This window comes from Comamonas sp. Z1 (genome assembly GCF_008121555.1).
Taxonomy (GTDB): Bacteria; Pseudomonadota; Gammaproteobacteria; order Burkholderiales; family Burkholderiaceae_C; genus Comamonas; species Comamonas thiooxydans.
Genome location: NZ_VOQT01000001.1, coordinates 242,459 through 265,496, shown reverse-complemented (window position 1 = coordinate 265,496; position 23,038 = coordinate 242,459). Strand labels below are relative to the sequence as shown.

Below are 23,038 nucleotides of genomic sequence, written 5' to 3'. Positions count from 1 at the left end.
GGCCCATTGTGCGGATGAGTTGGAATTCACTGCTGCAGGAGATATTGAATGCGCCTCGTCAGATAGATGGAAATAACGGTAACAACGCCGCTGCCGAGCATGTCCACCAGATAGTGCCCGCCGTTGATGGGAGTGGAGATCAGCATCAGGACGTTCAATGCAAGCACCCCGCGAAAAAGCCCGAGCTGACGGTAGGCGTGGATGAGCAGCAAGGCGATGGTCGTGTGATAGGAGGGGAAGGTAACAATGCCTTTCAGATCCCCGAATGCGAACTCGCGCAGGCTTTCATCCCTGAGTGCCATGAAGTGAGGAAGATGCACGGCGTTCTCCAGACCGATGGAGTGAAAGAAAAGAGTGCCTCCCGCAGGCAGCAGGCCCGAAAGCAAGGCTGTCAGCATCAGGGCGATGGAGGACGCCCACCACAGCTCCTCGTTTCTGTCGCTTCTGCCGCTGTGCGAGAGATAGATGATGGAGAAAAAGACTTGCAGCAGCCCGCTGTAATAGGCCAGGGTGAGCAGGGCTCTGAGAAGCGGGTGTTGCTGGACGAAGTCATAGAAGGCGCGCCAGTTGAAGCCCAGGGCCTGATCCAGTCTGGTGAACCGGGCATCGAGCAGGGGCAGGTTCAGGCTTGCGAAGAGATAGGTCAGTATCGCCCCGATCAGTGCCGTCACGATCCACAGGGCCGCGTAGAAAGACATCTCGGATAACGCCAGGCTGCGCCCCGAAGATCCGTAGATCCAGCTGATGCCCAGAAGAACCAATGTGGTCCAGAACACCGGCTCGGTGCCGGAAAAGACCAGCGGATGGACGCGCAGCCATAAGGCTTCTGCCAGCGCCAGGGCCGCCAGGAAGACAACGGGTGCGAGTTTCCGGGGACTGATCCGCTGCCGGTCACTGATGGTTCCCTGCATCAAGTTCATCGCAAACTCCCCGGTTTGAACCATTCGGCCAAGGTTTGTCGAGGGGCGCGCGGCGCCCTAGGCGCTGCCCGCGATCATGGGCAGCACCATGCGCAGCAGTCTGATGATGGCCGGGCCCAGCACCACCATCACGATGGCGGGAAAGATGCACGTCACCAGTGGCAGCAGCATCTTGGTGGGGATCTTGGCGGCAAGCTCCTCGGCGCGCATCTGACGCTTGTGGCGCAGATCGTCGGAGAACACGCGGATGGAGTCGCCGATGCTGGTGCCGAAGCGGTCCGCCTGCGTCAGCATGGCAGTGAAGGCGTGAATCTCGTCCACTCCGGTGCGGGCGGCCAGGTTGCGCAAAGACTTCTCGCGGGTGCTGCCTGCACGCATCTCCAGATTGGTCCAGTGAAGCTCCTGGGCCAGGGCTTCGCTCTTGATGCGGATCTCGGTCGTCACCTTGCCCAGGGCCGCATCCAGCCCCATTCCGGCTTCCACGCAGACCAGCATGAGGTCCGCGGCATCGGGGAAGTTCTCGAAGATCTCGCGTTTGCGGCGCGCAGCCATCCAGCGCAACACCAGATTGGGCACATAGCAGGCCGCAAGACCGGTGACCAGAGGGTAGAGCAGGAGCTGCAGATTGTCTGTCGTACCCTGTGCCAGCAGCAGCGAATAGACCAGGAACATCATCACCAGGGGCAGAAGCGTCTTCGTGCCGAAATACAGCAAGGGCGCGTTCTCATGGCGAATGCCTGCATTCAGAAAGCGCAGGCGCAGTGGGCTGGCGTCATTGTCTGCGGTGGGAGAGGACAGCTGCGCGAACGGTCCCACCAGCTTGACGGCCGTTTCTGTCCAGCCGCCGGACAGAGGGGCCGGGCTGAGCTCTTGCAGGCGCTGTTCGGTGACCGTGGGCGTCACCCAGAAGAACAAGGCCCCTGCAGCCAGCATGACGGCAAGAAAAGTGAGCAGGGCGACGATTAACATGGCGGACTCCTTGAAGTTCGTGTGCACTCATACCCGTATGCGGACAATGCGCCGCAGCATGAACAAACCGATCACCATGAGTCCGGCCAGCCATTGCAATATGACGATGCCGATGGGATCGGTCCACAGCGTGGACATGAACTCCGGGTTCACCACATTGAGCAGGGCCGCCAGGGCAAATGGCATGAGACCCAGGATCCATGCCGACATGCGGCCTTCGGAGGAGAGAACGCGGATCTTGGCGTGGAGCTTGAGCCGTTCGCGGATCAGGCGGCTCAGATTGCTCAGCATCTCCGTGAGGTTGCCGCCGGATTCGCGCTGTATCAGCACGGCAACGATGAAGTAGCGCAGATCGGTGATCGGTATTCTTTCCCCCAGATTGTTCAGTGCCTGCTGCAGCGATGTCCCGTAGTTGATCTCGTCGTGCACCAGGCGGAACTCGCCGGCGATGGGTTCGGACAGCTCTTCTCCTGCCATCTGCAGGCCGGCCGAAAAAGCGTGGCCGGCGCGATCAGATCCAGCGCCTCGGGGATCTGGCGCTCCAGCTGTCCTAGACGCTGACTGCGTTTGCGCTGCAGGTAGATCCAGGGCAGGCCGCCCAGCACGCCCCCTGCGAGCAAGGCCAGCTCCATGGGCAGGTGGAACATGCTGGCCGTCAGTGCTCCCAGGAAGAACAGCATCCCGATGGCCAGCAGCAGGCCGGAAACTGTCCATTCCAGTCCCGACTGGACGATCACGCGGTCCAGCTGGTGGGCTCGCGGCATGCTTTGCAGCACACGCTGCATCCTGGGCAAGTCGCTGAGCACGCGCTCCTTGACGAGTTTGGTCGGATTGCTTTGGTCGTCGGCGGCAGACAGGGCCCTGAGCCGGCGTTCAAGCCGCTTTGCCTCCGGACTCTTGTATTGCTTCCAGACCAGGTGGACGCCTTCGAGCAGCAGCAACATGGCGGCAAAGACCAGCGCGACGATCACCAGGATCGAGTGGGACGAGAAAAAGGACAGCATGACAGCACCTCTTTGCCGAGTTCATTGATAGTGGCGCTCTGGAGAGAAGATGCTGTCGGGCAGCGCAATGCCGAAGCCTTTGAGCCGGTCGGCGAACTTGGGTCTGACGCCCGTGGCATGGAAATAGCCCTGCACTTCGCCGCCGGCTCCGACGCCGGTCTGGGTGAAGGCAAAGATCTCCTGCATGGTGACCACATCGCCTTCCATCCCGGTGATCTCCTGGATGCTGGTGATCTTGCGCTTGCCATCCGTCAGCCGAAGTACCTGCACGATCACCGTGATGGCCGAGGCAATCTGCTGGCGCGCGGCCTGGTGCGGCAGATTCAGGCCGGCCATGCCGACCATGTTCTCCAGACGCGCCAGCGAGTCGCGCGGAGTGTTGGCGTGGATGGTTGTCAGAGAGCCTTCGTGGCCGGTATTCATGGCCTGCAGCATGTCCACAGCCTCGGCGCCCCGGACTTCACCGATGATGATGCGGTCCGGGCGCATGCGCAGCGCGTTGCGCACCAGCGAACGCTGGGTGATCTCGCCGCGTCCTTCGATATTGGGCGGGCGCGTTTCCATGCGCACCACATGAGGCTGCTGTAGCTGCAGTTCGGCGGCGTCCTCGATGGTGACCACGCGTTCCTCGGCAGGAATGTAGCCCGATAGGATGTTGAGCAGCGTCGTCTTGCCGGCGCCCGTTCCCCCGGAGATGATCATGTTCACCTTGGCCTTGGCCAGGGCCTCCAGAGTCAGGGCCATTCCCGGCGTCAGGCTCTTGAGATCCTGGATCAGGTTCTCCATGCGAAGCGGAATGCGCGCAAAGCGGCGGATCGACATCATGGGGCCGTCCAGGGCCACGGGCGGGATGACGGCATTGACCCGCGATCCGTCGGGCAGGCGGGCATCGACCATGGGGCTGGACTCGTCGATGCGCCGGCCGATGCGAGAGACGATCTTGTCGATGATGCGCAGCAGATGCTTGTCGTCCGTGAAGACCACGGGCGTGAGTTCCAGCCGACCCAGGCGCTCCACATAGATCTGGTCGTGGCGGTTGACCAGGATGTCGGAGATCGCCGGGTCGGTCATCAGCAGCTCCAGGGGGCCGAAGCCCAGCATTTCGTGCTGGATGTCGCGGATCAGCAGCCTTCGTTCCAGATCGTTGACGACTGCGGCGTCCTCCTCCAGCAGGCGTTCGGTCATGACGGCAATCTCCTGCTGCAAGGTCGGTGTGGGCACCGACTCCAGCGCCGCCAGATCGAAGCGCTCCAGCAGCTTGGAATGAATGCGCGTCCTGAGCGTCAGATAGGCCGCAGAGTGCCCGTAGTGGGGAGCAGGCGGCTCAGCCGCAGCGGCTTGCGGGGTGGTTGCCTCGGGCGTGTCAGCTGTATCCGAAACAACCTGCAGCGGCGGCTTGGAGGCGCGGGTCGCTGACGTGGCCAAGAAATCTCTGAGGGACATGACGATCTCCTTGTGCGCTGAGGGATGGCTCATGCCCGGCGGAAGAGCCGGTTCAAGAAGCCGTTGCTGTCTTCCCGGATCTGGGGCGACAGCGCGTCGGCCCAGGCTCCCAGTTCTCGGACCACGGGGCTGTTGCGGCTGGTCTCGGCCAGCGGCAGTCCCGCATTGATGGTCGCCTGCACTTCGGGTGCGGCATCCGGAATGCTGCGCCATTGCTGCTCCAGGCCCAGTGCCTTGCGCACTTCTGGCAGGCCGATCTCGCTGCGCCGGTCGACGCGGTTCAGTACCGGATGCAGCCGGCTTTCGGGATAGCCCAGATCGCGGAACATGTGAAGCAGCTTCTGCGCATTGCGCACTGCCGGCACATTCGGCAGCAGCACCGGCACGATCAGCTGCGCCCTGTCGAGAACCCGCAGTGCCAGCGGATCGAGCACACGTCCCATGTCCATCAGGACGAAGTCGTAGTGCGCGGCTGCGAGCTGGAGGATGGCATCCACGTGCAGCGGCTCCACCTCCATGGCATGCATGGCGTTTTCGGGGGCCGCAAGCACATGCAGCTGAGGCGTGACCTTGACGGTGCTGGCTGTCAGAAAGGAGGCGTCGAGGCGATGGATGTCGCGCGCCACATCGGCCAGGGTGGAGACCGGCTTGGATTCGTGCAGATAGGCCAGGGTGTCGCCGAACTGAAGGTTGAGGTCGATGAGCAGGACCGAGTGCCTGCGTGCCAGCATCCATCCGAGGTTGCTGGTCAGGAAGGTGGCTCCGCTGCCTCCCTTGCAGGGCAACAGGGCCATGACCTGACCCTGGCGGCGGTCTGCCGCGTGGTGCTGCAATTTGGCGGTGATGCGCTGCACTGCATCCAGCAGCGCCTGATGCGAAGCCGGCGAGGTCAGCACTTCCCGGACTCCGGCACGCATGGACTGAAGCAGAAACTCGGGCGTCTGCTGCGCGCACAGCAAGATGACGGCGATGTGCGGCTGATGCGTGGTCACATGCTCCACCGGCGCAAGGTCTGCCGGATCGCAGCACATGCCGTCGGCGATCATCAGGTCGGGACGGTGCTGCTCGGCAATCGAGGGCATGCGCGTCTTGCCGCCCTCGAAGGTCTGAACCTGGTGCGATTGCGCCTGCAGCACGCGGGCCATCTCCTGGAGATGGGTGGTGTTGGGAGAGATGATGGCGATTTTCATGGTGTGGCACCCCTGGTTAGCTTGAGCAGGCCGTGCTGCTGTTGATGTCCTGGCGCATGACCTCCCGGGGAAGCGTGCTGGAGAAGCCGGGCATGGGGATGGCCGCTTGCAGGCCCTGGCCCGCGATGGGCGAGATCCATTGGAATTTCAGTCCCGTGATGGCGACGGTCACGCTTTGGCAGCTTGCCGCAGTGCAGCCTGTGGGAGCCCAGCTGACATTGATGCTGCTGACCTGGGGAAGCAGGGCCTGCATGCGCGCGAGCACCTTGGCCTGCTGGGAGGTGTCGTCGCAGACCGCGGCATACCGAGCCCCGGCACGCGCGGCCTCGTTGGCCGCGACCCAGGTGAACAGCATGCGGCTGAAATCCATGATCCCGAACAGAAACATCAGGAAGACCAGCAGAGCCAGGGCAAACTCGACGATGGTGGCACCGCGCTCGTGATGGGTGTGACTTGGGGCTTTCATGTCTGTGTCCTCATCGTGGCGGCAATGTTGCTCAGCGTCAGGCCACCGTTGGCATCCCCCAGACGCAGGCCGAAAACGCTGGCCGTCATGGAGCGGAAGCGGTATCCGGTGACGGTCACGGTGACGGTATTGATCAGTGGATAGGTTCCGCTGGTCTGCCAGGAGCAGCTCACGGCTGCGGTGTTCAGACCGGGGGCCAGCGGTGTGGTGCCCGCAGTAGTCTGGCCGTACACCACCAGGTTCTGGGCCTGGCTGCAGCCGGTGTTGGGCAACTGGACCGAGAGATAGCGCACTGCGTCCCGTACCGACTTGGTCACCGTGTTGTACTCGTACAGCGCGCGGCCGAACTCGACGACCAGCATGCTCAGCAGGAGCAGGAAAGGCAGGATCAGGGCCAGCTCCACCAGCTCCACCCCTTGTTGTCTGTGGTGCTTGCGCATGGCGTTCACCTCACGAGGACGGGGACCAGGGGGCCGGCGGTGCCGCCCGCGAGTCCGCTGGTGGTGCAGGGGCTGCCCGAGGCACTGGCATTGCCCAGGTACTCGAGCTTGACGTCGTCCACCGGGATCGACATGGGCTCGAGCATGAGCATGCAGGCGAAATCGACCACCTTGCGGCCGGCATCGACAATGGGCACTGTCACGATGCGTCGGTCCGCGCCATAGGCCTTGTGCTGGGCCGAGGTTGCCACCGACGAAAAGCCGCCGCCTTGCTGACCGCACTGCGAGGGGTTGTTGCCGCAGGGCGTGAACGTCAGGCGCTGGGCGAGAAAGTTGGGTGTGCTGCCCGAGCTGCCGTTGTAGGCGTTGCGGCCGGCGCTCCAGGTGCTGGTGTTGTAGATGTAGCCGGTGTAGTCGGGCCGCCCCTCGCTGGGGCCGCTGGAGTTCTTGTAGATGCCGAACCTGTAGTTCCAGACTTCGACGATGGAAGCCTGTACGCCGGGTGTGCCCAGGGTGTCGCCCAGCTTGCTGCCGCAGCGGCCGTTGAGCTCATTGGTGGTCTCGGAGGCACTGTTGGAGCCGTCCAGATTGGCCCATCCGAAGGTGCTGCCGCCGTTCGACTTGGCCAGCAGGGTGAGCCATTCGCCAGGGGCATAGCCGTAGTCGGGTTTGCTGGCTCCCGGCGTCTTGGCCTGGAGGGCGACCGGAATCGGACAGGCACTTTGCGCGCTGGCTCTTGTCGCCACGGCAAAGCTGCCGACACTGGCGGTGCCCGGAAAACCGGCGTTGTTGCCGGAGAAGGCCCCCAGAGCCTTCAGCAGCCACAGGCCGATATTGGATTGGGTGTGCGTGCACTGCGCATAGACGGCAGCGGTTGCGCTGGTGGTGCTCAGATAGCTGGCATCGCGGAAGCTGATGTCAGCGGCGGTGATCTGGCCCTGCCCCCTCCAATTGGCCGACTGAAGGTTCACACCATTGAGGTTGCCGGCAGCCGCTCCTGCGCTCGCGGCGCGGCTGATGGCATCCGGTTGCTTGTTGAGCTCGCGCGCTGCGGCCAGCGCGCAGCTGTCAAGCGCCGTCTGCAGCTCCGTCCTGACGATGAACAGGCGTCCGAAATCCAGCGCGATACCCATGAACCCCAGCAGCAACAGGAGAGCCAGCGCTGCCGTGACGATGATGGCCCCATGCTGCTGGCGCCGTGAATGCTGCCGGCTGCGGCTTCTGGCAGGCCGCACCAGGGTCGGGGCAAGAATGCGGGTGCTCATGATGGACTCTCATAGGCTGCAGAACCGGTGAATGAAGGCGGCCCGGAGGCGGTCGGCACGGCAGCGGGGCTGTCGTGCCGACCTCCGTCGACGGCGCGGCTAGGTGCAGGTGCCCGTCAGGCAGTTGGTGACTCGCGTGACGAAGTCCGCAAACTTGCCGCCGGCCAGGCCCTGAATCGCCACGACCAGAGCGATGGACACCACGGCAATGATGAGCGCGTACTCGACGACCTGCGCACCTTCGTCGTCCCTGAGCAGGTGCTGCAGACGCAGGCCCGATGGGTTGATGGAGTACATGGCTTTCTCCTTTAAGGCGGTATGTCCATGACTGCCTGGAGCCGGCTCAAGAGCAGGTCGAGGTTGTCAGGCAGTTCGTGACGCGGGTGATGAACGAGCTGAAGCCGCCACCCGAGGAGGTCAGCGCCTTGAGGGCGACGACCAGCGCAATGGAGACCACCGCGATGATCAGTGCGTACTCGACGACTTGTGCACCTTCATCGTCACGGGCAAAAGACAGCAGGGAATGGCCAAATTGTTGAGCGATATGGGACATGATGAACCTCACAGAGTGAATGGATGGAAGACCGTTTCGAAAGGTCGGCGGGTGGGCCGATGGCTGGCGTGCAAGGCCGGTGTGCGATCAGGGCTCCTTTCGGACTCGATTTGCAGGATGGTGAAAAACCGTGTCTGGCGGTGCGATCAGGGCGTGCCGCCGCTGTTGCCGGAGTTGTTGCTGGTCAGCGAGCCGCCGATATTGATGACGTTGACAGCCTGGGGCGGGCTCTTGTAGCTCTGTTCGTACCTCTCCATGCTGTGGTGCGTGGTGCGCCCGTCCATGCCGGTCGCTGCGTCCACCCCGACTCCGGCCGTCTTGCCGGCTTGCGGGTCTATGGTCATCTGCAGGCGTGCGCTGCGCACGGCTTCGCCAAAGCGGGCGTCGTAGTTCGGGGTGGTGCTGCCGCACCCTGCCAGCAGGGCGGCGAGTGCCACGGGAAACAGGTAGCTGGGTTTGGTCATGGCTTGCCTCCGGTTCAGGTGGGCGGGTTCTGGGGTGCGGGACGGTCGATCGAGGGTTCGGCCGGTGCCTGCGGCTGCTGTTCCAGGGGCGCTGCGGCGGGTGCCGGCATCGATGCCGCTGGGCCTTCAGGCATGGCGGGTGCGGGAGCCGTCTTGCCTGCGGGGGCGGGCTTGGAGCTCTCCAGTGCGCCGTTGAGATAGACCTCGGCGCGCGAAGGCACCACGTGGTTGTCGGTGGGCACTCTGGGTGCTTCGGCGAGTGCCTGTACCAGTCGCGGCGTGATGACGAACATCAGCTCGGTCTGGTCGGTCTGGAACTCGGTGCTGCGGGCCAGCGCACCCAGCACGGGTATTTCGCCGAGTCCCGGAAAGCGCTTGATGGCTTCGGTGATGTTGTTCTTGATGAGGCCCGCAATGACCAGCCTTTGTCCGTCATTGAGTTGCACCGTGGTGTCCGCGCGCCGTACCGTGAGCGAAGGGATGACGGAGGTGATGCCGTTGATGGTCGTGAACGGAGAGCCGGTCTGCGACAGATCCGACACCTCGGACACCAGCTTGAGGTTGACGCGCGAGTTGCCGAGCACGGTCGGCGTGAACTTGACGCCGATGCCGAACTCCTTTTCCTGCAGCGTCATGACTGGCACGCCGGTGGTGTTGGTCTGAGCGACCGGAATGAAGATCTTGCCGCCAGAGAGAAAACTGGCTTGCTGGCCACTGATGGCCATGATGTTGGGCTCGGCCAGGATGCGCACCAGGCCGTCATCCTTCTGACCATCGATGGTGATCGAGCCCCTGCCGATGCGCATGGCGTTCAGCAGGCCTCCGCCGCCACTCAGAAAGTTGGAGAGGATGGAGTAGCTGTTCTGGCCGTTGCTGGTGATGCGCTGGCCGCTGAGGCTGGAGCCCAGCTTGTCGAGCAGGGTCTTGCTGACTTCGGCAATCTTCACTTCCAGCATTACCTGGTGAGGCGAGGTGGTGCGCAGCAGGTTGACGATCTTCTTGTTGTCGCTGTAGGCACCGGCCAGCGTCACCACATCGTCCAGGCGCAGCGGATTGCTGATTTCTCCGCTCAGGACCAAGGCATTGTCGGCGCCCTGGACGCGGATGCTGCGCTCCTCGGGCATGAGCTCGCTGAGCTTTGCCTGCAGCGGTCCCGGGTCCATGGTGACGATCACGTCCTTGATGAAGCAGGCGCCCTGGGCGTTTTGCAGGATGACGTTCATGGAGCCTGACTTGCGGCCGCGGAAGAACAGGTCGCGCGGGCTGAGCAGCTGCACTTCGATATCGCCCATCCCGTTCTGTACCTGCATCGGTGGCTGGCCCGAAGCGGGCTGGCCGGCTCCCGGTGTCTGGCCGCTCACCAGGATGCGCGCCATGGGCGAGTTCAGCGGAATGACCACGGATTTGCCCAGGGTGACCGTCGTCGGGTCCTCGGTATGGATGGCGGTGCAGTTCCTGGCAGGCAGGGTGGTGCGGGGGGCTGCCGCAGCGGCTGCGGCCACCGGGCCGGGCTGGGCAGGAGCGCCCCCGGACTGTGCCAGCACAGGTGCTGAGCTGGCGAGCAGCATGCTAGCTGCCAGATATAGGTGATGGTGTTGCACGGCCGACCTCACTGAGTGGTTGCAGGTAGAAGATCAGAAGCAGTTGAGCGTTCGAGTGCCGCCCTGGATCACTTCGACACAGGTGGCTGTCGAAGCCTGGGGTATGGGCCTGGCTCGCTGCATCACGGGTTTGGCAGGCGCTGCGACCTTGACGGGGGCAGGCACCGGGTCCGGGGTTCCAAACAGCTGGTGCTTGGTGATCCCGACGGTGCTGGTCGGGTCCTTGTCGATCTGATTGCGCAGCACCAGGGAAAGATTGCCCACGCTGCGCGCCAGATCGAGCTTCTCGGCATCCTCTGGGCTCAGCTCCAGCGTGACGGCGCTCACCACCTTGGGTTTGGTTTCGTCGCGGTCGGCTTCCTGGGCCACGGCCAGGACCAGCACGTTCTCGAGCACCGTCTTGCTGATCTGGCGCGAGTCCTCCATCTTGCCGGCCTGCTCCTGCTGGGCATTGACCACCACATCCACGTAGTTGCCGGGAAGGGCGAAGCCAGCAACACCGACCACATCGTTGACGCGTACCGTCATGGCCCGCTTGCCCGGAGCGATGACGGCTGCCAGTCCGCCCTTGGTACCGACCGGAGCGAGCTTGCCCTCAAGCACCGCCTCGCCGCGCAGCACGCCGACCTTGACCACGCGATCCTGCAGCTGCTGCATGTCATGGAAAGCGCCATCGGGAACGGAGCCCCGTGGCCAGTCCACCGTGTTCAGCATGTTCGGCATGATCTTGCCGCCCAGCGGGATATCGGTGGCTGCGACGACGACCTTGTCGGCGTCCAGACTGCCGCGCTGGGCGACCCAGCTGGCCGCGTAGACCGCAGCCGCCAGACTGGCCAGTGCGGCAAGGACAAACAGACCCAGAGCTTTGAGGTTTTTCATGGGAGGCTCCCGCTATGCCGTTGTGTAAGTGGCTAGACCCAGGTGAACTGGCGAGCGACCAGGAACGCCAGGGTTCCCAGGGCGATGCTGACGCCGTAAGGCAGCTTGCCTACCGAGTGCGCCGAGCTGGAGCGTGCATCGGGACGTATCCCGGCCGCTACGTTGATATAGAGCAGTTGCACGGCCTCGGCAGAGTTGCGCAGCAGCTTGCCGGCCAGGCGGTGCCGGAGCGCATAGACCATGGCCGCCAGACCCCCGGTGATGAAGACAAAGATCACGGCCTGCCATGCGGCTTCGGGTCCGATGAAGCTGCCCACCATGGCCATCAGCTTGACGTCACCGGCTCCCATGGCATGCAGCAGATAGAGCGGCTGCATCAGCGCCAGACCCAGCGCCATGCCACCCAGCGCCCAGAGAAAGCCACCATGGTGGGGGTGGGGGGCCAGCAGACCGTAGAGCAGAGCCAGGGCGATGCCCCCGAAAGTCAGGCGATTGGGGATGCGCCTTGTGCGCAGGTCGCAGAGACTGGCGGCCGCCAGAAGCAGCAGCAACAGGAGTGAGCGCGGCTCGGTGAACAGGCCGGCCACCAGCTCGGATGCTGCGCTGAGTTCGGAAGCTGTCATGGTGAATCTCCAGTTCTGTGTCCGCCAGTCCTGTCGCAGCCCCGGATGTCGCGCTGTCTGTTGCTTTCAGCGCTTCTGGCGGGGCCCGGCCTGACTCTGCCGATCTGTGACCAAATACAATTTTTCTATCGAATTCATTCTTTTGTTTAATTTTGTGGAAATGCTATTACTATAGAAATCGTTTATCAATATCTGTACTCGTAAGAATTTGCCTAATGTGCATGAGATGAAAATGTGACGCGTTTGTAGGTTGCGTAAGCAGTGGTCTCGGCGCTTTCGGACGCGGTCCGGACCGTGTTGGGACGGGCGGATCGTGCGGCTGCGCCGTGAGTCTGTTCGCGGCGCGAGCCAGGAGGGTGTCAGCGCCGAAGACGCCGGTGAGGGAGGCGGGGGCGCAGTGCTGCAGGAGGCTGCCTGCGTCGGACCGGCAAGCGCAGACATGCGCTGTGGGCGTTACCCAGGATCTGGGCACCCTGGTGCCGGCGACAGCCCGGCAGCGAAGCACCGGGGTGTCGACGTCAAGGCCCCGGCCGAGGCAGGGCTGGGACGGAGTAGCCGCTTTGAGGGAGGAGGGCGGTGTAATCCACGGCGAGACTTGGCCAGGCGCGATGCCGTCATGTCCGCCTGGCGTGTTGGCGGCGCCCTGCGCGACGGTCTGCTGCCCGCAGGGATGCGGTCCACAGGTCGCACCCGCAAAGCGCCTTTTCAGGGAATGTGGTGCTATCTCAAAAGTAGCTTCTGACGCTTTTCTTGAAGGACTTCACTGCTGAAAAGGCCGTCTTGCCCAACCGCAAGCCGATAGATGCTCTCCGCTTGATAGCGCCTGAGAATGGATCCCAGCGGCGCATTGTCAGGACGTTTGCCCGCGCTGGCGGTGCAGGCCGAGCAGCACCAGCACGATGGCTACCAGGGGCAGCATGCCGATGTTGATGCCGTTCCAGCCCGCACTGTGCAGCAGCTGACCCGAGCCGAACGAGGCGACGGCCACCGTGCCGAAGACCAGGAAGTCGTTGAGTGCCTGTACCTTGGCGCGCTCCGAAGGACGGTAGCACTCGGTCAGCAGGGCCGTGGCACCGATGAAGCCGAAGTTCCAGCCCACGCCCAGCAGAATCAGCGAACCCCAGAAGTGGAAGATGTCCAGGCCCATGAGTGCCAGAACGCCAGCCGCGCCTATCATCAGCAGACCCAGCGCTGTCACGGGTTGCTTGCCATGACGCGCAATCAGCTTGCCGGTGAAAAAGCTGGGCACGAACATGGCGAGCACATGCCATTGAATGCCCATGGCGGCTTCGCCCACGCTGTGGCCGCAGCCCACCATGGCCATGGGCGCAGCGGTCATCAAAAACGCCATCAAACCGTAGCTGACCACACCGGCCGCGCAGGCCACGACGAACTGGGGCGTGCGGGCAATCTCGCCCAGAGGCCTGGCTTCGCCGGCCACGGCCTGCTTGCTCTGTGGTGGAGGCAGACGCAGGCCCATGAGCAGGGGCAGGGCCAGCAAGGCCAGGGCCGCCTGGCTATAGAAGCTGCCGGCAAACGGGGTGGCAGGCAGGGCGTCACGGGTCCAGATCACGACCTGCGGGCCGATGATGGCGGCAATCAGGCCGCCGATCATCACGCGCGAAATGGCCTTGGCCTGCTGCGCGGGCTCGCTCACCAGATCGGTGGCGGCGAAGCGGTAGCTCTGCACGCAGGCCGCATAGAAGCCGGCCAGCGCCGTACCGATGCAGAAGGTGACGAAGTCGCTGTGGGCAATGCCTTGCGCGGCGACCACGCCGGAGATCACGCCCAGAATGGCGCCCAGCACATAGGCCGCGCGGCGGCCCATGCGGTTCATGATCCAGGCCGCAGGCAGGGTGGACAGCGCCAGCCCGAGCTGGTAGATGCTGACCGGCAAGGTGGACGCCGTGGGATTGGATGACAGCTGCTGCCCGACCAGCCCGCCCAGCGAGATGATGATGGGCGGAGAGGCACCTCCCAGGGATTGGGCTGCGACCAGCAGGCCCATATTGCGGCTTTGTTGTGTGTTGTTGTCTGATTGCATAAATCGCTTTGGCTGCCCATGCTTGTACGCAGATTTGTCACATCTTGCAGCATTCATATTGGCCGCACATTAAAAGGTTTGCTGCGGCCATGATGCAGATACGGGCCTGGTGATCGAAGTGAATGGAAGTGATATGACGCTGAAATGCCTGACTGGCCGGGCCGCAGGCCTGAACATTGTTCTGGCGCTCATGAGCTGGGCGTCGATGGCGCATGCCGAGACGGCAGACACCCCGCATGAAGCGGTGGTCTGGTCGGCCAGCTATCGCGGCGAGATTGCCGGCAAGGCAGTCAAGCTGGAGTTGTGGCGGCTCGACGGAGCCGTCGGCGGCAGCTATTGCTACGAGCCCTGCAATCGGCCTGGCGCCACGCTTGATCTGGAAGGCTCGGCAAGCGGACAGCTGACCGAGACGCCGATGGCGGGTGCCAGCGATCCCAGGCCGTCGGGCCGCTGGTCGCTGGCGGCCTTGCCTGGCATGGCGCCGCCGCGTCTGCAGGGACAGTGGCAGTCCATGGATGGCAAAAGACGCTGGCCGGTCAATCTGCTGCGCCAGCCCCCGGCTTTTCCCCATGCACTGCATTACGAGCTGCGTCTGCTGATGAATCAGAGGCTGCGCTCCCTGGCCGACTGCGGCGAACATACGGATCTTCAAGTTTCCGCCATTCAGGTCTATGAGAAGGGGCGTCTTAAGCAAAGCCTGCCGACCGCCGCCGTAGGCAGTTGCTGGCTGGTGCAGCCGAGCTGGGTGGATGCGAATTTTGACGGCTGGCCGGATCTGACCCAGGCGCTGGATCTGCCTGCAGGGCCGAATATTGCGCACCGCACCTGGCTTTACGACCCGGGAGCGCAGAAGTTGGTGCTGGGACCGCAGTCCCTGCAGGACATCAGCTCGCCCGCCTTCGATGGCAAGGCCAAGCGCATCTACAGCGAATGGCGTGCCAGCTGCTGCAGCCATGGCGTGGACATCTATGCCTGGAAGGCTGCGGGGCCGGAGCTGGTCGAGCAGGCTGAAAGCCATATGCTGCCGGTGCGCAAGGGCGGCAAGCTCATGGCCTGCTATCAGGTACCGGACTATGCGCAAGGCCATGTGCGCTGGCCTGCCGGTCTCTACCAGCGCGGCGGCGAGCTGAGTCTGGCGCAGGAGCCTGCTGCCGACTGGTGCGATGCCGACCCTGCTGCCACCATGGGCCAGAACCTGGTCCAGGTGCTGGCCGAGCCCAGAGCCGGACAGCCACCCCAAGTCCTCAAGGCCTATGGCGCAAGCTACCGCAAGGTCGATACGCCCCAAGGCGTCCGTTACTGCCCCGATATCGCGGTCTTCGATGCCGATGTCCACAAGGTGGTGCGTGTGCTGATGAGCGAGAACGCCGAGCAGGACTGCGAGACGGAAAAGCCCACTGGGGCCCAGCCCTGAGAACGACTTATCACTATGCATGGAAATCGCTTGCTGCTATCGTTTTAAGAAAGTTTGCTTGTTATACAATTTAACAAATTGAGACTCATTCTCAACAAGCCTTAGCCACGCACTTCGTTTTAGCCATAGGAGATCAATCAAAACGAGGTCTACATGGCAACCCCAGTTCGTGGCGGCGCAGGCAAGGCGCCGTCGGCTCCAGCGCTCGCATCCACGCAGTTCGCTCCATTCGCGCATTGGCTGTCTTCTGCGGCCTGCCGCAGCCCCCGCTCAGCCGTGGGGCTGGCGGTGTTGGTGGTTTTGAGTGCCGGCGCCCAGGCCCAGTCCCAGACGCCGGACCCGCAGGAAAGACGCCTGGGCGAAGTCACGGTTTCCGGCAAGCAGGACGGCAGCGCTCTGCCCGCGCTCGCCCCTGGCGCCCAGGTTGCCAAAGGGGCGGCGCTGGGGCTGCTGGGCAATGTGGATGTGATGGATGCTGCTTTCAACATCACCGCCTACTCCGAAGAGCTGATCCGCGACCAGAATGCGGCCACGCTGGCTGCCGTGCTGGAAAACGACTCTTCGGTGCGCTTCACCACCAATACCGGCCATGTCAACGAGAACTATGTGATTCGGGGCTTCGACGTCAACGCCAGCGAAGTGGCGTTCAACGGCCTGTACGGTCTGGCGCCCGACAGCCATGTGCCGACCGAGATGGTCGAGCGCGTGGAACTGCTCAAGGGCCCCGGTGCACTGCTCGGCGGCATGGCTCCCAATGGAGCGGTGGGCGGCGTGGTGAATGTGGTCAGCAAGAAGCCGCTGGCCGATGATCTGACGCGGCTGACCACCACTTTCACCTCAGGCTCGCAGCTGCAGGAGCATGTGGATGTATCGCGGCGCTTCGGCCCCGAGCGCCGCCTGGGCATACGCTTTAACGGCGCGCTGTCCAGCGGGGAGACCGAGGTCGACGACCAGAAGCGCCGCCGCCGTCTGGGCGCCGTGGCGCTCGACTATCAGGGCGATCGCTTCACGTTGGGACTGGATGCCTATCACTACAAGGTGAATCTGGACAACGGCAGCCCGGTGATGGTGAGCTTTGGCAAGATGAAGAATCTGATTGCGGCGCCGGATGCCAGCAACAATCTGTTCCGCGGCGTCAACACCGAAGTGGAGAACAAGTCGGTGGCACTGCGCGGCAGCTTCGAGCTGAGCGACAGCTGGCAGCTCTACGGCAGCCTGGGCAAGGCTTGGCATGACTATGCCGGCCAGCCCACGGGCACACGTGTGGTGCTCAATGCCGTGGGCGACGGTTCTGCCGTAGGTCAGACCTATAACCTGCAGGGCTATACCAACAGCACGGCGCTGGACGCGGGTTTGCGCGGACGCTTCAAGACCGGCGATGTGGGCCATCAGCTGGTGTTCTCGTTCAACGAGCTGCAGCAGCAAAGCGGGCGCGCGCTGCCCATCGTGGTCAGCAGCAGCTACACCACCAATATCTACGACCCGGTGCTGCCGGTTCTGGCAGGCCCGCGCAATGCCGTGCGCCAGGAAAACGACAATGTGATCCGCAGTTTCGCCGTGGCTGATACCCTGAGCCTGCTGCAGGACAGGCTTCAGCTGACACTGGGCGCACGCCACCAGCGCGTGAATCAGAAGATGAAGGGCTATGACGAGAGCGCTGTCACTCCCATGCTGGGCCTGGTGGCCAAGCCCTGGGGCGAGGATCTGTCCTTCTACGCCAATTACATCGAGGGGCTGAGCCCAGGTCTCGAGGTCGGCTCCACCTATGCCAATGCAGGGGAGACATTCGCGCCCTACAAATCCAAGCAGATGGAGGCGGGAGTGAAGTGGCGCCGCGCAGGCTGGACGAATACGTTGTCGCTGTTCCAGATCGAGAAGCCTTCGACCACCATCGATACGGCGGCCAATACCCTCAAGCTCAATGGCGAGCAGCGCAATCGCGGTGTGGAGTGGAATACCTTTGGTGCCGTGAGCCCCAGTTTGCGCGTATTGGGCGGCATCACGTACCTGCAGCCCAAGCTGACCAGCACCCAGGGCGCCAACAACGACGGCCATGATGCTTTCGGCGCGGCGCGCTGGGCGGCCAATCTGGCGGCAGACTGGGATGTTCCGGGCGTGGCCGGCCTGGCGCTGAACGCACGTCTGGTGCATACAGGCAAGCAGTGGGTCAACTCGGCCAACACCTTGCGTGCACCGAGCTGGACGCGCTTTGATGTCGGCGCCCGTTACACCACGCGCGTTGCCGACAAGAAAGTGGTCTTGCGCGGTACGGTGGACAACGTCTTTGGTCGCAACTACTGGGCTGGAGCCTTTGCCGACAACTTCCTGACCGTGGGGGCACCGCGCACCGTGCGCATCAGCGCTGCGGTGGACTTCTGAGGCGGAGGAGGCATCAATGCATGAAAATCATCAAGGTTTGCCATTGCCATTGCCATTGCCATTGCCATTGCCATTGCCATTGCCGGTGACGGGCCACAGACCATCGGGCAAAGGGCTGCGCTCCTTGCTTGTTCCAGGTCTGCTGGCAGCGGCCAGCGTCGGCATCGGCGGCTCGGCCGGTGCGGCCCGGCCTTTGCCTGGCGGCACTGTTCAGAGCGCGGGCAAGGCGGCCTCCTTGCTTTCGGTGCAGGAGCCGTTCTCCGGCAGGCTGGCGTCGGGACAGAAGCTGAGCCTGCAGCTGGAGGCTCCGGCCGGCGCAGTGGTTCGCGGCAATCTGCAGGCGTTGGGCGTGGTGCTGGATGTGGAAACGCCTGACGGGCGCCATCTGCGGCGGCTGAGCCAGGGCGCAGGCGTCGATCACGCATTCACCTGGCAAAGCCGGGGCATGGCGAAGGAGCGTCTGGTGCTGCGCGCCGAGAAGGTCCAGCCCTATGCGTCGGCAGCAAACGGCGTGTTGGCGGCGCAGGACGGACACATCGGTGCTCCGACCTATGCTGCGCCCATTCCTGGCGCCTACGAGCTGACGATCACCCAGGTGCTGGCGCCGTTGGCGGCCAGCCATGCGCCTGCCGCAGAGATCGAACCCGAGCCGCTGCGCAGCCCCAGACTCAAGGCCTTGCAGGCGCGCCTGGCGCAGGGCGGCGACAGCCGCAGCTTCTGGCTGGAAATGGAACGCCAGGGCACGCCGCTGATCGAGCCCTGGGATGCGGAGCACCAATTGGTGAGCTTTGTCTGGCGCGGTGCCGGACAGTCCGTGCGGCTGTTCGGAAGTCCATCGGGCAACCATGAGCCTTTGCAGCGCCTCGGAAGCAGCGATGTCTGGTGGGCCAGTTTCGTCATGCCCAGGGATGCACGGCTCAGCTATGGTTTTGCTCCCGATGTGCCTGCAGTCTCGGCCGATGCCATGATTCAGCGCCGAGCCATTCTGTCCACTTTGCAGCGCGACCCTCTCAATCGCCAGAGCTGGGGGCGGTCTGCGGATCTGCAGGCAGTGCAGGATCGCTACGACGGACGCTCCGTGCTGACGCTGGCCAAGGCGCCGCCCCAACCCTGGAGCCAGTCCCGCGCCAGCGTGGCAGCTGGCCAGTTGCAGCGTCACTGGCTGGGCAGCCAGGCACTGGGCAATGGACGCGATATCTGGATCTACAAGCCGCAGGGCTGGCAGCAGGCCGATGCGGCTCAGCGTTCCATGCTGGTGCTGTTCGACGCCCAGGCCTATCTGCGCCAGGTTCCCACGCCCGCCATCATCGACAACCTGATGGCCGACGGCCTGCTGCCTGCAACAGCCGTCGTGCTGGTGGCCAATGGCGCAGGCGACGCGCGCAGCCGCGAACTGCCGCCCAACCCGGTGTTTGCCGACTTCATGGGCAAGCAGCTCATGCCCTGGCTCAAGGCTCAGGGCATCGCGGCCGGACCTGAGCGCACGGTGATCGCAGGATCGAGCTATGGCGGCCTGGCTTCAAGCTATGTGGCGCTGCGCTATCCGCAGTGGTTTGGCAATGTGCTCAGTCTTTCGGGCTCCTATTGGTGGGCTCCCAAGGGCGAGTCGCCCAATTGGCTGGCTCGCCAGTATGAGCAAGCACCGCAACTGCCCATTCGCTTTTACTTTGATGCCGGCCTATACGAAGGGGCTCGCGGTGGTCAGGCAGGCATACGCGAAACCAGCCAGGAGCTGGGTGATGTGCTGCGTGCCAAGGGCAACAAGGTCGTGCAGCGTGTGCACAGCACCGGTCATGACTATGTGCACTGGCAGGGTTCGCTGGCCTGCGGGCTGCTGGCGCTGACGGGGCGCGAGCCATCGACCGAGGGGCTCAAGGAGCAGGTTGAACAGGCTTGCGGGCTCTGAGTCTGGGAAGCACAAAAAAAGGGGCTGAAAGCCCCTTTTTTGCTTTTGGCCTGCAGCGCTCGTTCGCAAGCGCTGCAGGCTTTTCCATGCAAGCTTCTACTTGAGCTTGTTGCCGCATTCGCCGCAGAACAGGTCATTGGCGGCTACCGGGGCGCTGCAGGCTGGGCAGCTCGGCGCAGCCTGAGCCTGGCGGGCTTTCTCGGCGGCCTCTGCTTCGGCGCGGGCGCGGGCCGCTTCACGCTCGGCAGCCTGCTGCCTGGCCAGTTGCTCGGCTTCGGCTTGCTGACGTGCTTCTTCGGCAGCCTGGGCTGCGGCGCGCTCCTCAGCGGCCCTTTGCTGTGCGGCGCGCTCTGCAGCCTGGGCTTCGGCTCGCTGGCGTGCGGCCAGTTCCTGAGCTTCGGCGGCCTCGGCTTCAGCCTTCAGGCGTGCAGCCTCGGCTTCGCTACGCTGGCGTGCGGCTGCCTCTTCAGCGCTTTGACGAGCTTTTTCCGCCGCGTCGGCGGCAGCACGCTCGCGCGCCTGCTGCTCCGCAAACGCCTGCTCGGTGGATGCCGCTGTGGCGGCAGTCAGGCCTGCGGCAGCCGCTGCTGCGCCAGCCGTTGCTGCGGCAGCCGTTGCTGCGGCAGCCGTTACCGCGCCAGCGTTGGCATTGCTGTCGTTGCCGGGCGGGGTGTCGGTGGCGGCGGGCTTGGCTGTGGCTTCCTGCAGGCGCTCGCTGGCAGCCTGCTTGGCGCGCTCGGCCGCAGCCATGGTGCGTTCTGCGGCAGCCATGGTCTGGGCCTTGGCTTCCTCGGCTTTTTTGCGCACATCGCCAATCAGGCTGTCCAGTGCACCCTCGGCCTCGGCCGGGTCCACGCTTTCACGAGCCTGCAGATAGATCAGATTCATGCCCATGATGGCCACCTGGGCCAGCAGTGCGCCCACCACGCAGTAGAGAACGCCCAGGCCGGCGATGAGGCCGGTGCTGCCGCCACCCATCATGCCCATGGGGTTGAAGCCACCACCGTAGCCACGTCCGTAGCCGCCGCCCATGAACATGCCGGCCATGGAGCCGGCATCTCCGGTAATGCTCATGGCCATCCCGGTCAGGGAGACGGTGGCAGGCACAAGTCCGGCAAACAGCATGAAGCAGACCAGGCCCAAAATGACATAGAGCACGACTTCCATCAGTACCACTTCGACCAGACGCCTGCGAGCGATGCTCAGCACATTGGCCAGCGCAGCCTTGACGGACAGGCCGCTCCACAGCGCAGGGCCCATCAAGGGGCCGACGACCCAGATCATGGCGATCAGCAAGGCTGCGGCGACCAGCACCAGAATCGGGTGGGCCACAAAGGCCAGAATGCCGCCGAGCACGGGAATCTTGCAGATGAAGTAAATGACGGCAGCCAGCAGGTAGTAGGCCAGCGTGGCAACAAATATCGCGAGTCCGACCAGCAGGAATTTGGGCAGGCACAGCAGCCCGGCCGATGCCGCCGCAGAGAAGGAGCGTACGGGCTCGTTTCTGGCCTTGTCCATGAGCATGATGCCGACGCCCGAAGAGCCGGCCAGCAGAGCGACCACGGCCGCCAGCATGAAGATCAGGTACATGAAGAAGCCGGCCTTGACCAGCATCCAGGCCGCGCCTGCTATCAGTGCACCGGTCAGCAGCAGTGTCAGAAAGCACAGCAGCAGCGGTCGCCATTGCGTCAGTCCTTCGGCGGCTCTGGCGAGGGTGGCAAAACGTATTTCTCCCAGGGGTTGCTCTCTCATTTTTCGTCCTGTCTGGTGGTTGAGGCTGGCTGGTGTGGCGCGATGAGCCGCTGGCTGGCCGGGGGTCAAAGCTTGCCGCGGATTTCGCCGGCTTCTATGGTGTAGCGCTCCACGCCGGCGGGCAGGCCAGTATCGATCTTCTTGATGACAGTCACGGGTTTGCCGCCTTTGGACTGGGTGGTGCCAGTGGCGGTATTCACACGCCCGGCCCTGACATCCTCGTCGGACTGATCAACCACGATGCTGGATGAGCCCCGGTTGTCGGCCAGTTCATTGGCCAGTTCCTTGAGCACATTCATGGCCTGCGTATATTCCTTGCGACCCTTGGCAGCCAGCGGCATCTCCACGGTCAGTGCTGAGAAACTGCGCATCTGGTGTGTCTGTCCCGACTGCCCGTCGGCAATGCTGACGGTCCTGGTCTGTAACGGCCCGGCCACGGCGCGTTGTTTGGCCGGCAGCTTCTGCATGGCTTGCACGGCCTGGGCCTGCATGCTCTGCGCATGCTGCGTCTCCTGATCCAGAGCGGCCTGCAAGCGGGCAAAGCGCTCGTTCTGTCCGCCCGAAACAGCGGTTGCGGGCGCGCCGCCGCCAGGGCCGCAGCTAGGGTCTGCGGAATTGGTGACGCGCGAGAGCATGCAGCTCAGCGATGTGGAGGCATCTTGCAAACTGGCGCAGCCGCCGAGCAGGGTTGCGGCGCAGGCGAGCACAGTGAGTTTGAGTTTTTTCATGGCTTTCAATCCAGCAGGTCATCCAGGGATGGCGCGGCATTCTTCTTGACTGCAGGTGTTCTTGCAGGGGCCGGCACGGGCGGTTTGCCAGATGCCGGGGCTGAGGACGGCTCCGGGCTGGCCGCAGGCGCGGGTGCGTCGCTGGCAGTGTTTGCTGTCGTCGCTGCGGGGGTGACTGCCGTGGCGGGCGCGTTGTCTACGGCGCCGGCAATCGAGGCATTTTCGGCAGGTGTCGTTTGCGCTGCGGTACTGCCGCCCAGCGGGCCGACCAGGGCGTCGGCCTTGGCCTTGTCTTCGGGCGAAATCCCGTCCTTGCCGGCTTGGGACGAACTGGATGCGCTATTGCCCGAGCTGGTCAGGCCCTTCATATTGCTTGCCATCATCACACCGCCTGCAATGGCTGCGACCAGCAGTGCCAGCGCCACCCATTTGATCCAGGCATTGCTGCCGCGCACCGGTTCCTGGGGAAAGGCCGGCGTGCGGTCATTGCGCTGCGCAAAGCTTGCGGCAGGCTCCGACTGTGGCGGCCTTGGCGCGGGTGTATCCATGGGCTCGATCAGGGGAGGGGCCAGGCTTGCGCTGTCAATGGTCTGCGAGGCACCTGAAGGCATGGGCGGCGCAGCTGCCACTGCGGCATGACTATCGCCGGGGCGCTCGAACACCAGGCCGCATCGTGTGCAGAAGCGGGCCTCGGGCTTGCAGACAGCCTGGCATTGGCTGCAGGTTTTTTCAACAGCAGTGATTGCCGCTTCCGGTGCTTGTCTGGCGCCGCAGTTCTTGCAGAACTTGGCATTCGGAGAGAGCGGATTGCCGCATTGGGAACAATTCATGGTCTGCAATCGAGAAAAGAGTCCGCTGGAATGGCCGCTCGGCGGCATTGCTGCCTGGGCAATGCGTGGAATATGGGCCGGTTTTTGCGCATTGGCATGAACCGGTACGGACCCTGAAAAATGATTTGTATCTTAGCGGCGCATTTGCCGCAGCCTGTCGGATCGCTT

The 23,038-nt window shown here is 63.8% G+C and carries 20 protein-coding genes and 1 pseudogene; 3 read left to right on the top strand and 18 right to left on the bottom strand.

What is annotated here, in order from left to right:
* Positions 1 to 26: 26 nt before the first annotated feature.
* The 15 genes and pseudogenes from FSY45_RS01145 to FSY45_RS01075 all read right to left on the bottom strand — a co-directional run bounded on the left by FSY45_RS01145 (position 27) and on the right by FSY45_RS01075 (position 13,861).
* On the bottom strand, positions 27 to 920 hold the full coding sequence (locus FSY45_RS01145) for a phosphatase PAP2 family protein (protein WP_046462055.1): 894 nt from the start codon (positions 918 to 920) through the stop codon (positions 27 to 29).
* Between the two features lie 57 nt (positions 921 to 977).
* A complete protein-coding gene (locus tag FSY45_RS01140) occupies positions 978 to 1,889 on the bottom strand; it encodes a type II secretion system F family protein (protein WP_046462056.1) in 912 nt (303 codons plus the stop codon).
* A gap of 27 nt (positions 1,890 to 1,916) precedes the next feature.
* Positions 1,917 to 2,893: pseudogene (locus FSY45_RS01135) on the bottom strand (type II secretion system F family protein).
* A 21-nt stretch (positions 2,894 to 2,914) separates the two neighbouring features.
* Positions 2,915 to 4,336: a CpaF family protein gene (locus FSY45_RS01130; protein ID WP_080944515.1), complete on the bottom strand. Its 1,422-nt coding sequence runs from the start codon at positions 4,334 to 4,336 to the stop codon at positions 2,915 to 2,917.
* Positions 4,337 to 4,365: 29 nt separating this feature from the next.
* On the bottom strand, positions 4,366 to 5,526 hold the full coding sequence (locus FSY45_RS01125) for an AAA family ATPase (RefSeq protein ID WP_046462057.1): 1,161 nt from the start codon (positions 5,524 to 5,526) through the stop codon (positions 4,366 to 4,368).
* Between the two features lie 16 nt (positions 5,527 to 5,542).
* Positions 5,543 to 5,992, bottom strand: coding sequence for a TadE/TadG family type IV pilus assembly protein (locus tag FSY45_RS01120; protein ID WP_046462058.1), 450 nt, complete (start codon positions 5,990 to 5,992; stop codon positions 5,543 to 5,545).
* Positions 5,989 to 6,432, bottom strand: coding sequence for a TadE/TadG family type IV pilus assembly protein (locus FSY45_RS01115; protein WP_046462131.1), 444 nt, complete (start codon positions 6,430 to 6,432; stop codon positions 5,989 to 5,991). Before FSY45_RS01115 ends, FSY45_RS01120 begins: the two co-directional genes overlap by 4 nt.
* Positions 6,433 to 6,437: 5 nt before the next feature.
* Positions 6,438 to 7,697, bottom strand: a complete 1,260-nt coding sequence (locus tag FSY45_RS01110) for a Tad domain-containing protein (protein ID WP_046462059.1) — start codon at positions 7,695 to 7,697, stop codon at positions 6,438 to 6,440.
* Between the two features lie 99 nt (positions 7,698 to 7,796).
* Positions 7,797 to 7,994, bottom strand: coding sequence for a Flp family type IVb pilin (locus FSY45_RS01105; protein ID WP_046462060.1), 198 nt, complete (start codon positions 7,992 to 7,994; stop codon positions 7,797 to 7,799).
* Positions 7,995 to 8,040: 46 nt separating this feature from the next.
* Positions 8,041 to 8,250 carry a Flp family type IVb pilin gene (locus FSY45_RS01100; RefSeq protein ID WP_046462061.1) on the bottom strand — a complete coding sequence of 70 codons (210 nt, stop codon included), beginning with the start codon at positions 8,248 to 8,250 and terminating at the stop codon, positions 8,041 to 8,043.
* A gap of 146 nt (positions 8,251 to 8,396) precedes the next feature.
* The gene (locus tag FSY45_RS01095; RefSeq protein WP_046462062.1) at positions 8,397 to 8,714 is read right to left on the bottom strand and encodes a hypothetical protein; all 318 of its coding nucleotides are present in this window, start codon (positions 8,712 to 8,714) and stop codon (positions 8,397 to 8,399) included.
* 14 nt (positions 8,715 to 8,728) lie between these two features.
* Complete coding sequence (locus FSY45_RS01090) at positions 8,729 to 10,282, bottom strand: type II and III secretion system protein family protein (RefSeq protein WP_148747892.1); 1,554 nt, start codon at positions 10,280 to 10,282, stop codon at positions 8,729 to 8,731.
* A 66-nt stretch (positions 10,283 to 10,348) separates the two neighbouring features.
* Positions 10,349 to 11,194 carry a Flp pilus assembly protein CpaB gene (cpaB, locus tag FSY45_RS01085; protein ID WP_046462064.1) on the bottom strand — a complete coding sequence of 282 codons (846 nt, stop codon included), beginning with the start codon at positions 11,192 to 11,194 and terminating at the stop codon, positions 10,349 to 10,351.
* Positions 11,195 to 11,226: 32 nt separating this feature from the next.
* Positions 11,227 to 11,817: a prepilin peptidase gene (locus FSY45_RS01080; RefSeq protein ID WP_046462065.1), complete on the bottom strand. Its 591-nt coding sequence runs from the start codon at positions 11,815 to 11,817 to the stop codon at positions 11,227 to 11,229.
* An 850-nt stretch (positions 11,818 to 12,667) separates the two neighbouring features.
* Positions 12,668 to 13,861: an MFS transporter gene (locus tag FSY45_RS01075; RefSeq protein ID WP_046462066.1), complete on the bottom strand. Its 1,194-nt coding sequence runs from the start codon at positions 13,859 to 13,861 to the stop codon at positions 12,668 to 12,670.
* Positions 13,862 to 13,994: 133 nt separating this feature from the next.
* Between FSY45_RS01075 and FSY45_RS01070 the strand changes: the two genes are divergently transcribed.
* From FSY45_RS01070 to FSY45_RS01060, 3 genes are all read left to right on the top strand, one after another.
* Positions 13,995 to 15,275: a hypothetical protein gene (locus FSY45_RS01070; RefSeq protein WP_046462067.1), complete on the top strand. Its 1,281-nt coding sequence runs from the start codon at positions 13,995 to 13,997 to the stop codon at positions 15,273 to 15,275.
* Between the two features lie 153 nt (positions 15,276 to 15,428).
* The gene (locus FSY45_RS01065) at positions 15,429 to 17,654 is read left to right on the top strand and encodes a TonB-dependent siderophore receptor (protein WP_003067925.1); all 2,226 of its coding nucleotides are present in this window, start codon (positions 15,429 to 15,431) and stop codon (positions 17,652 to 17,654) included.
* A 16-nt stretch (positions 17,655 to 17,670) separates the two neighbouring features.
* Entirely contained in the window at positions 17,671 to 19,560 is a 1,890-nt protein-coding gene (locus FSY45_RS01060; protein ID WP_046462068.1) for an enterochelin esterase domain-containing protein, read from the top strand.
* A gap of 96 nt (positions 19,561 to 19,656) precedes the next feature.
* Here the strand turns inward: FSY45_RS01060 and FSY45_RS01055 are convergent, their stop codons facing one another.
* From FSY45_RS01055 to FSY45_RS01045, 3 genes are all read right to left on the bottom strand, one after another.
* Positions 19,657 to 21,312, bottom strand: a complete 1,656-nt coding sequence (locus tag FSY45_RS01055; protein WP_046462069.1) for a zinc ribbon domain-containing protein — start codon at positions 21,310 to 21,312, stop codon at positions 19,657 to 19,659.
* Between the two features lie 65 nt (positions 21,313 to 21,377).
* Positions 21,378 to 22,040 (bottom strand): hypothetical protein, encoded by a 663-nt coding sequence (locus FSY45_RS01050; RefSeq protein WP_003067919.1) that lies wholly within the window; start codon positions 22,038 to 22,040, stop codon positions 21,378 to 21,380.
* Between the two features lie 5 nt (positions 22,041 to 22,045).
* Positions 22,046 to 22,870, bottom strand: a complete 825-nt coding sequence (locus FSY45_RS01045; RefSeq protein WP_046462070.1) for a zinc ribbon domain-containing protein — start codon at positions 22,868 to 22,870, stop codon at positions 22,046 to 22,048.
* Positions 22,871 to 23,038 lie beyond the last annotated feature (168 nt).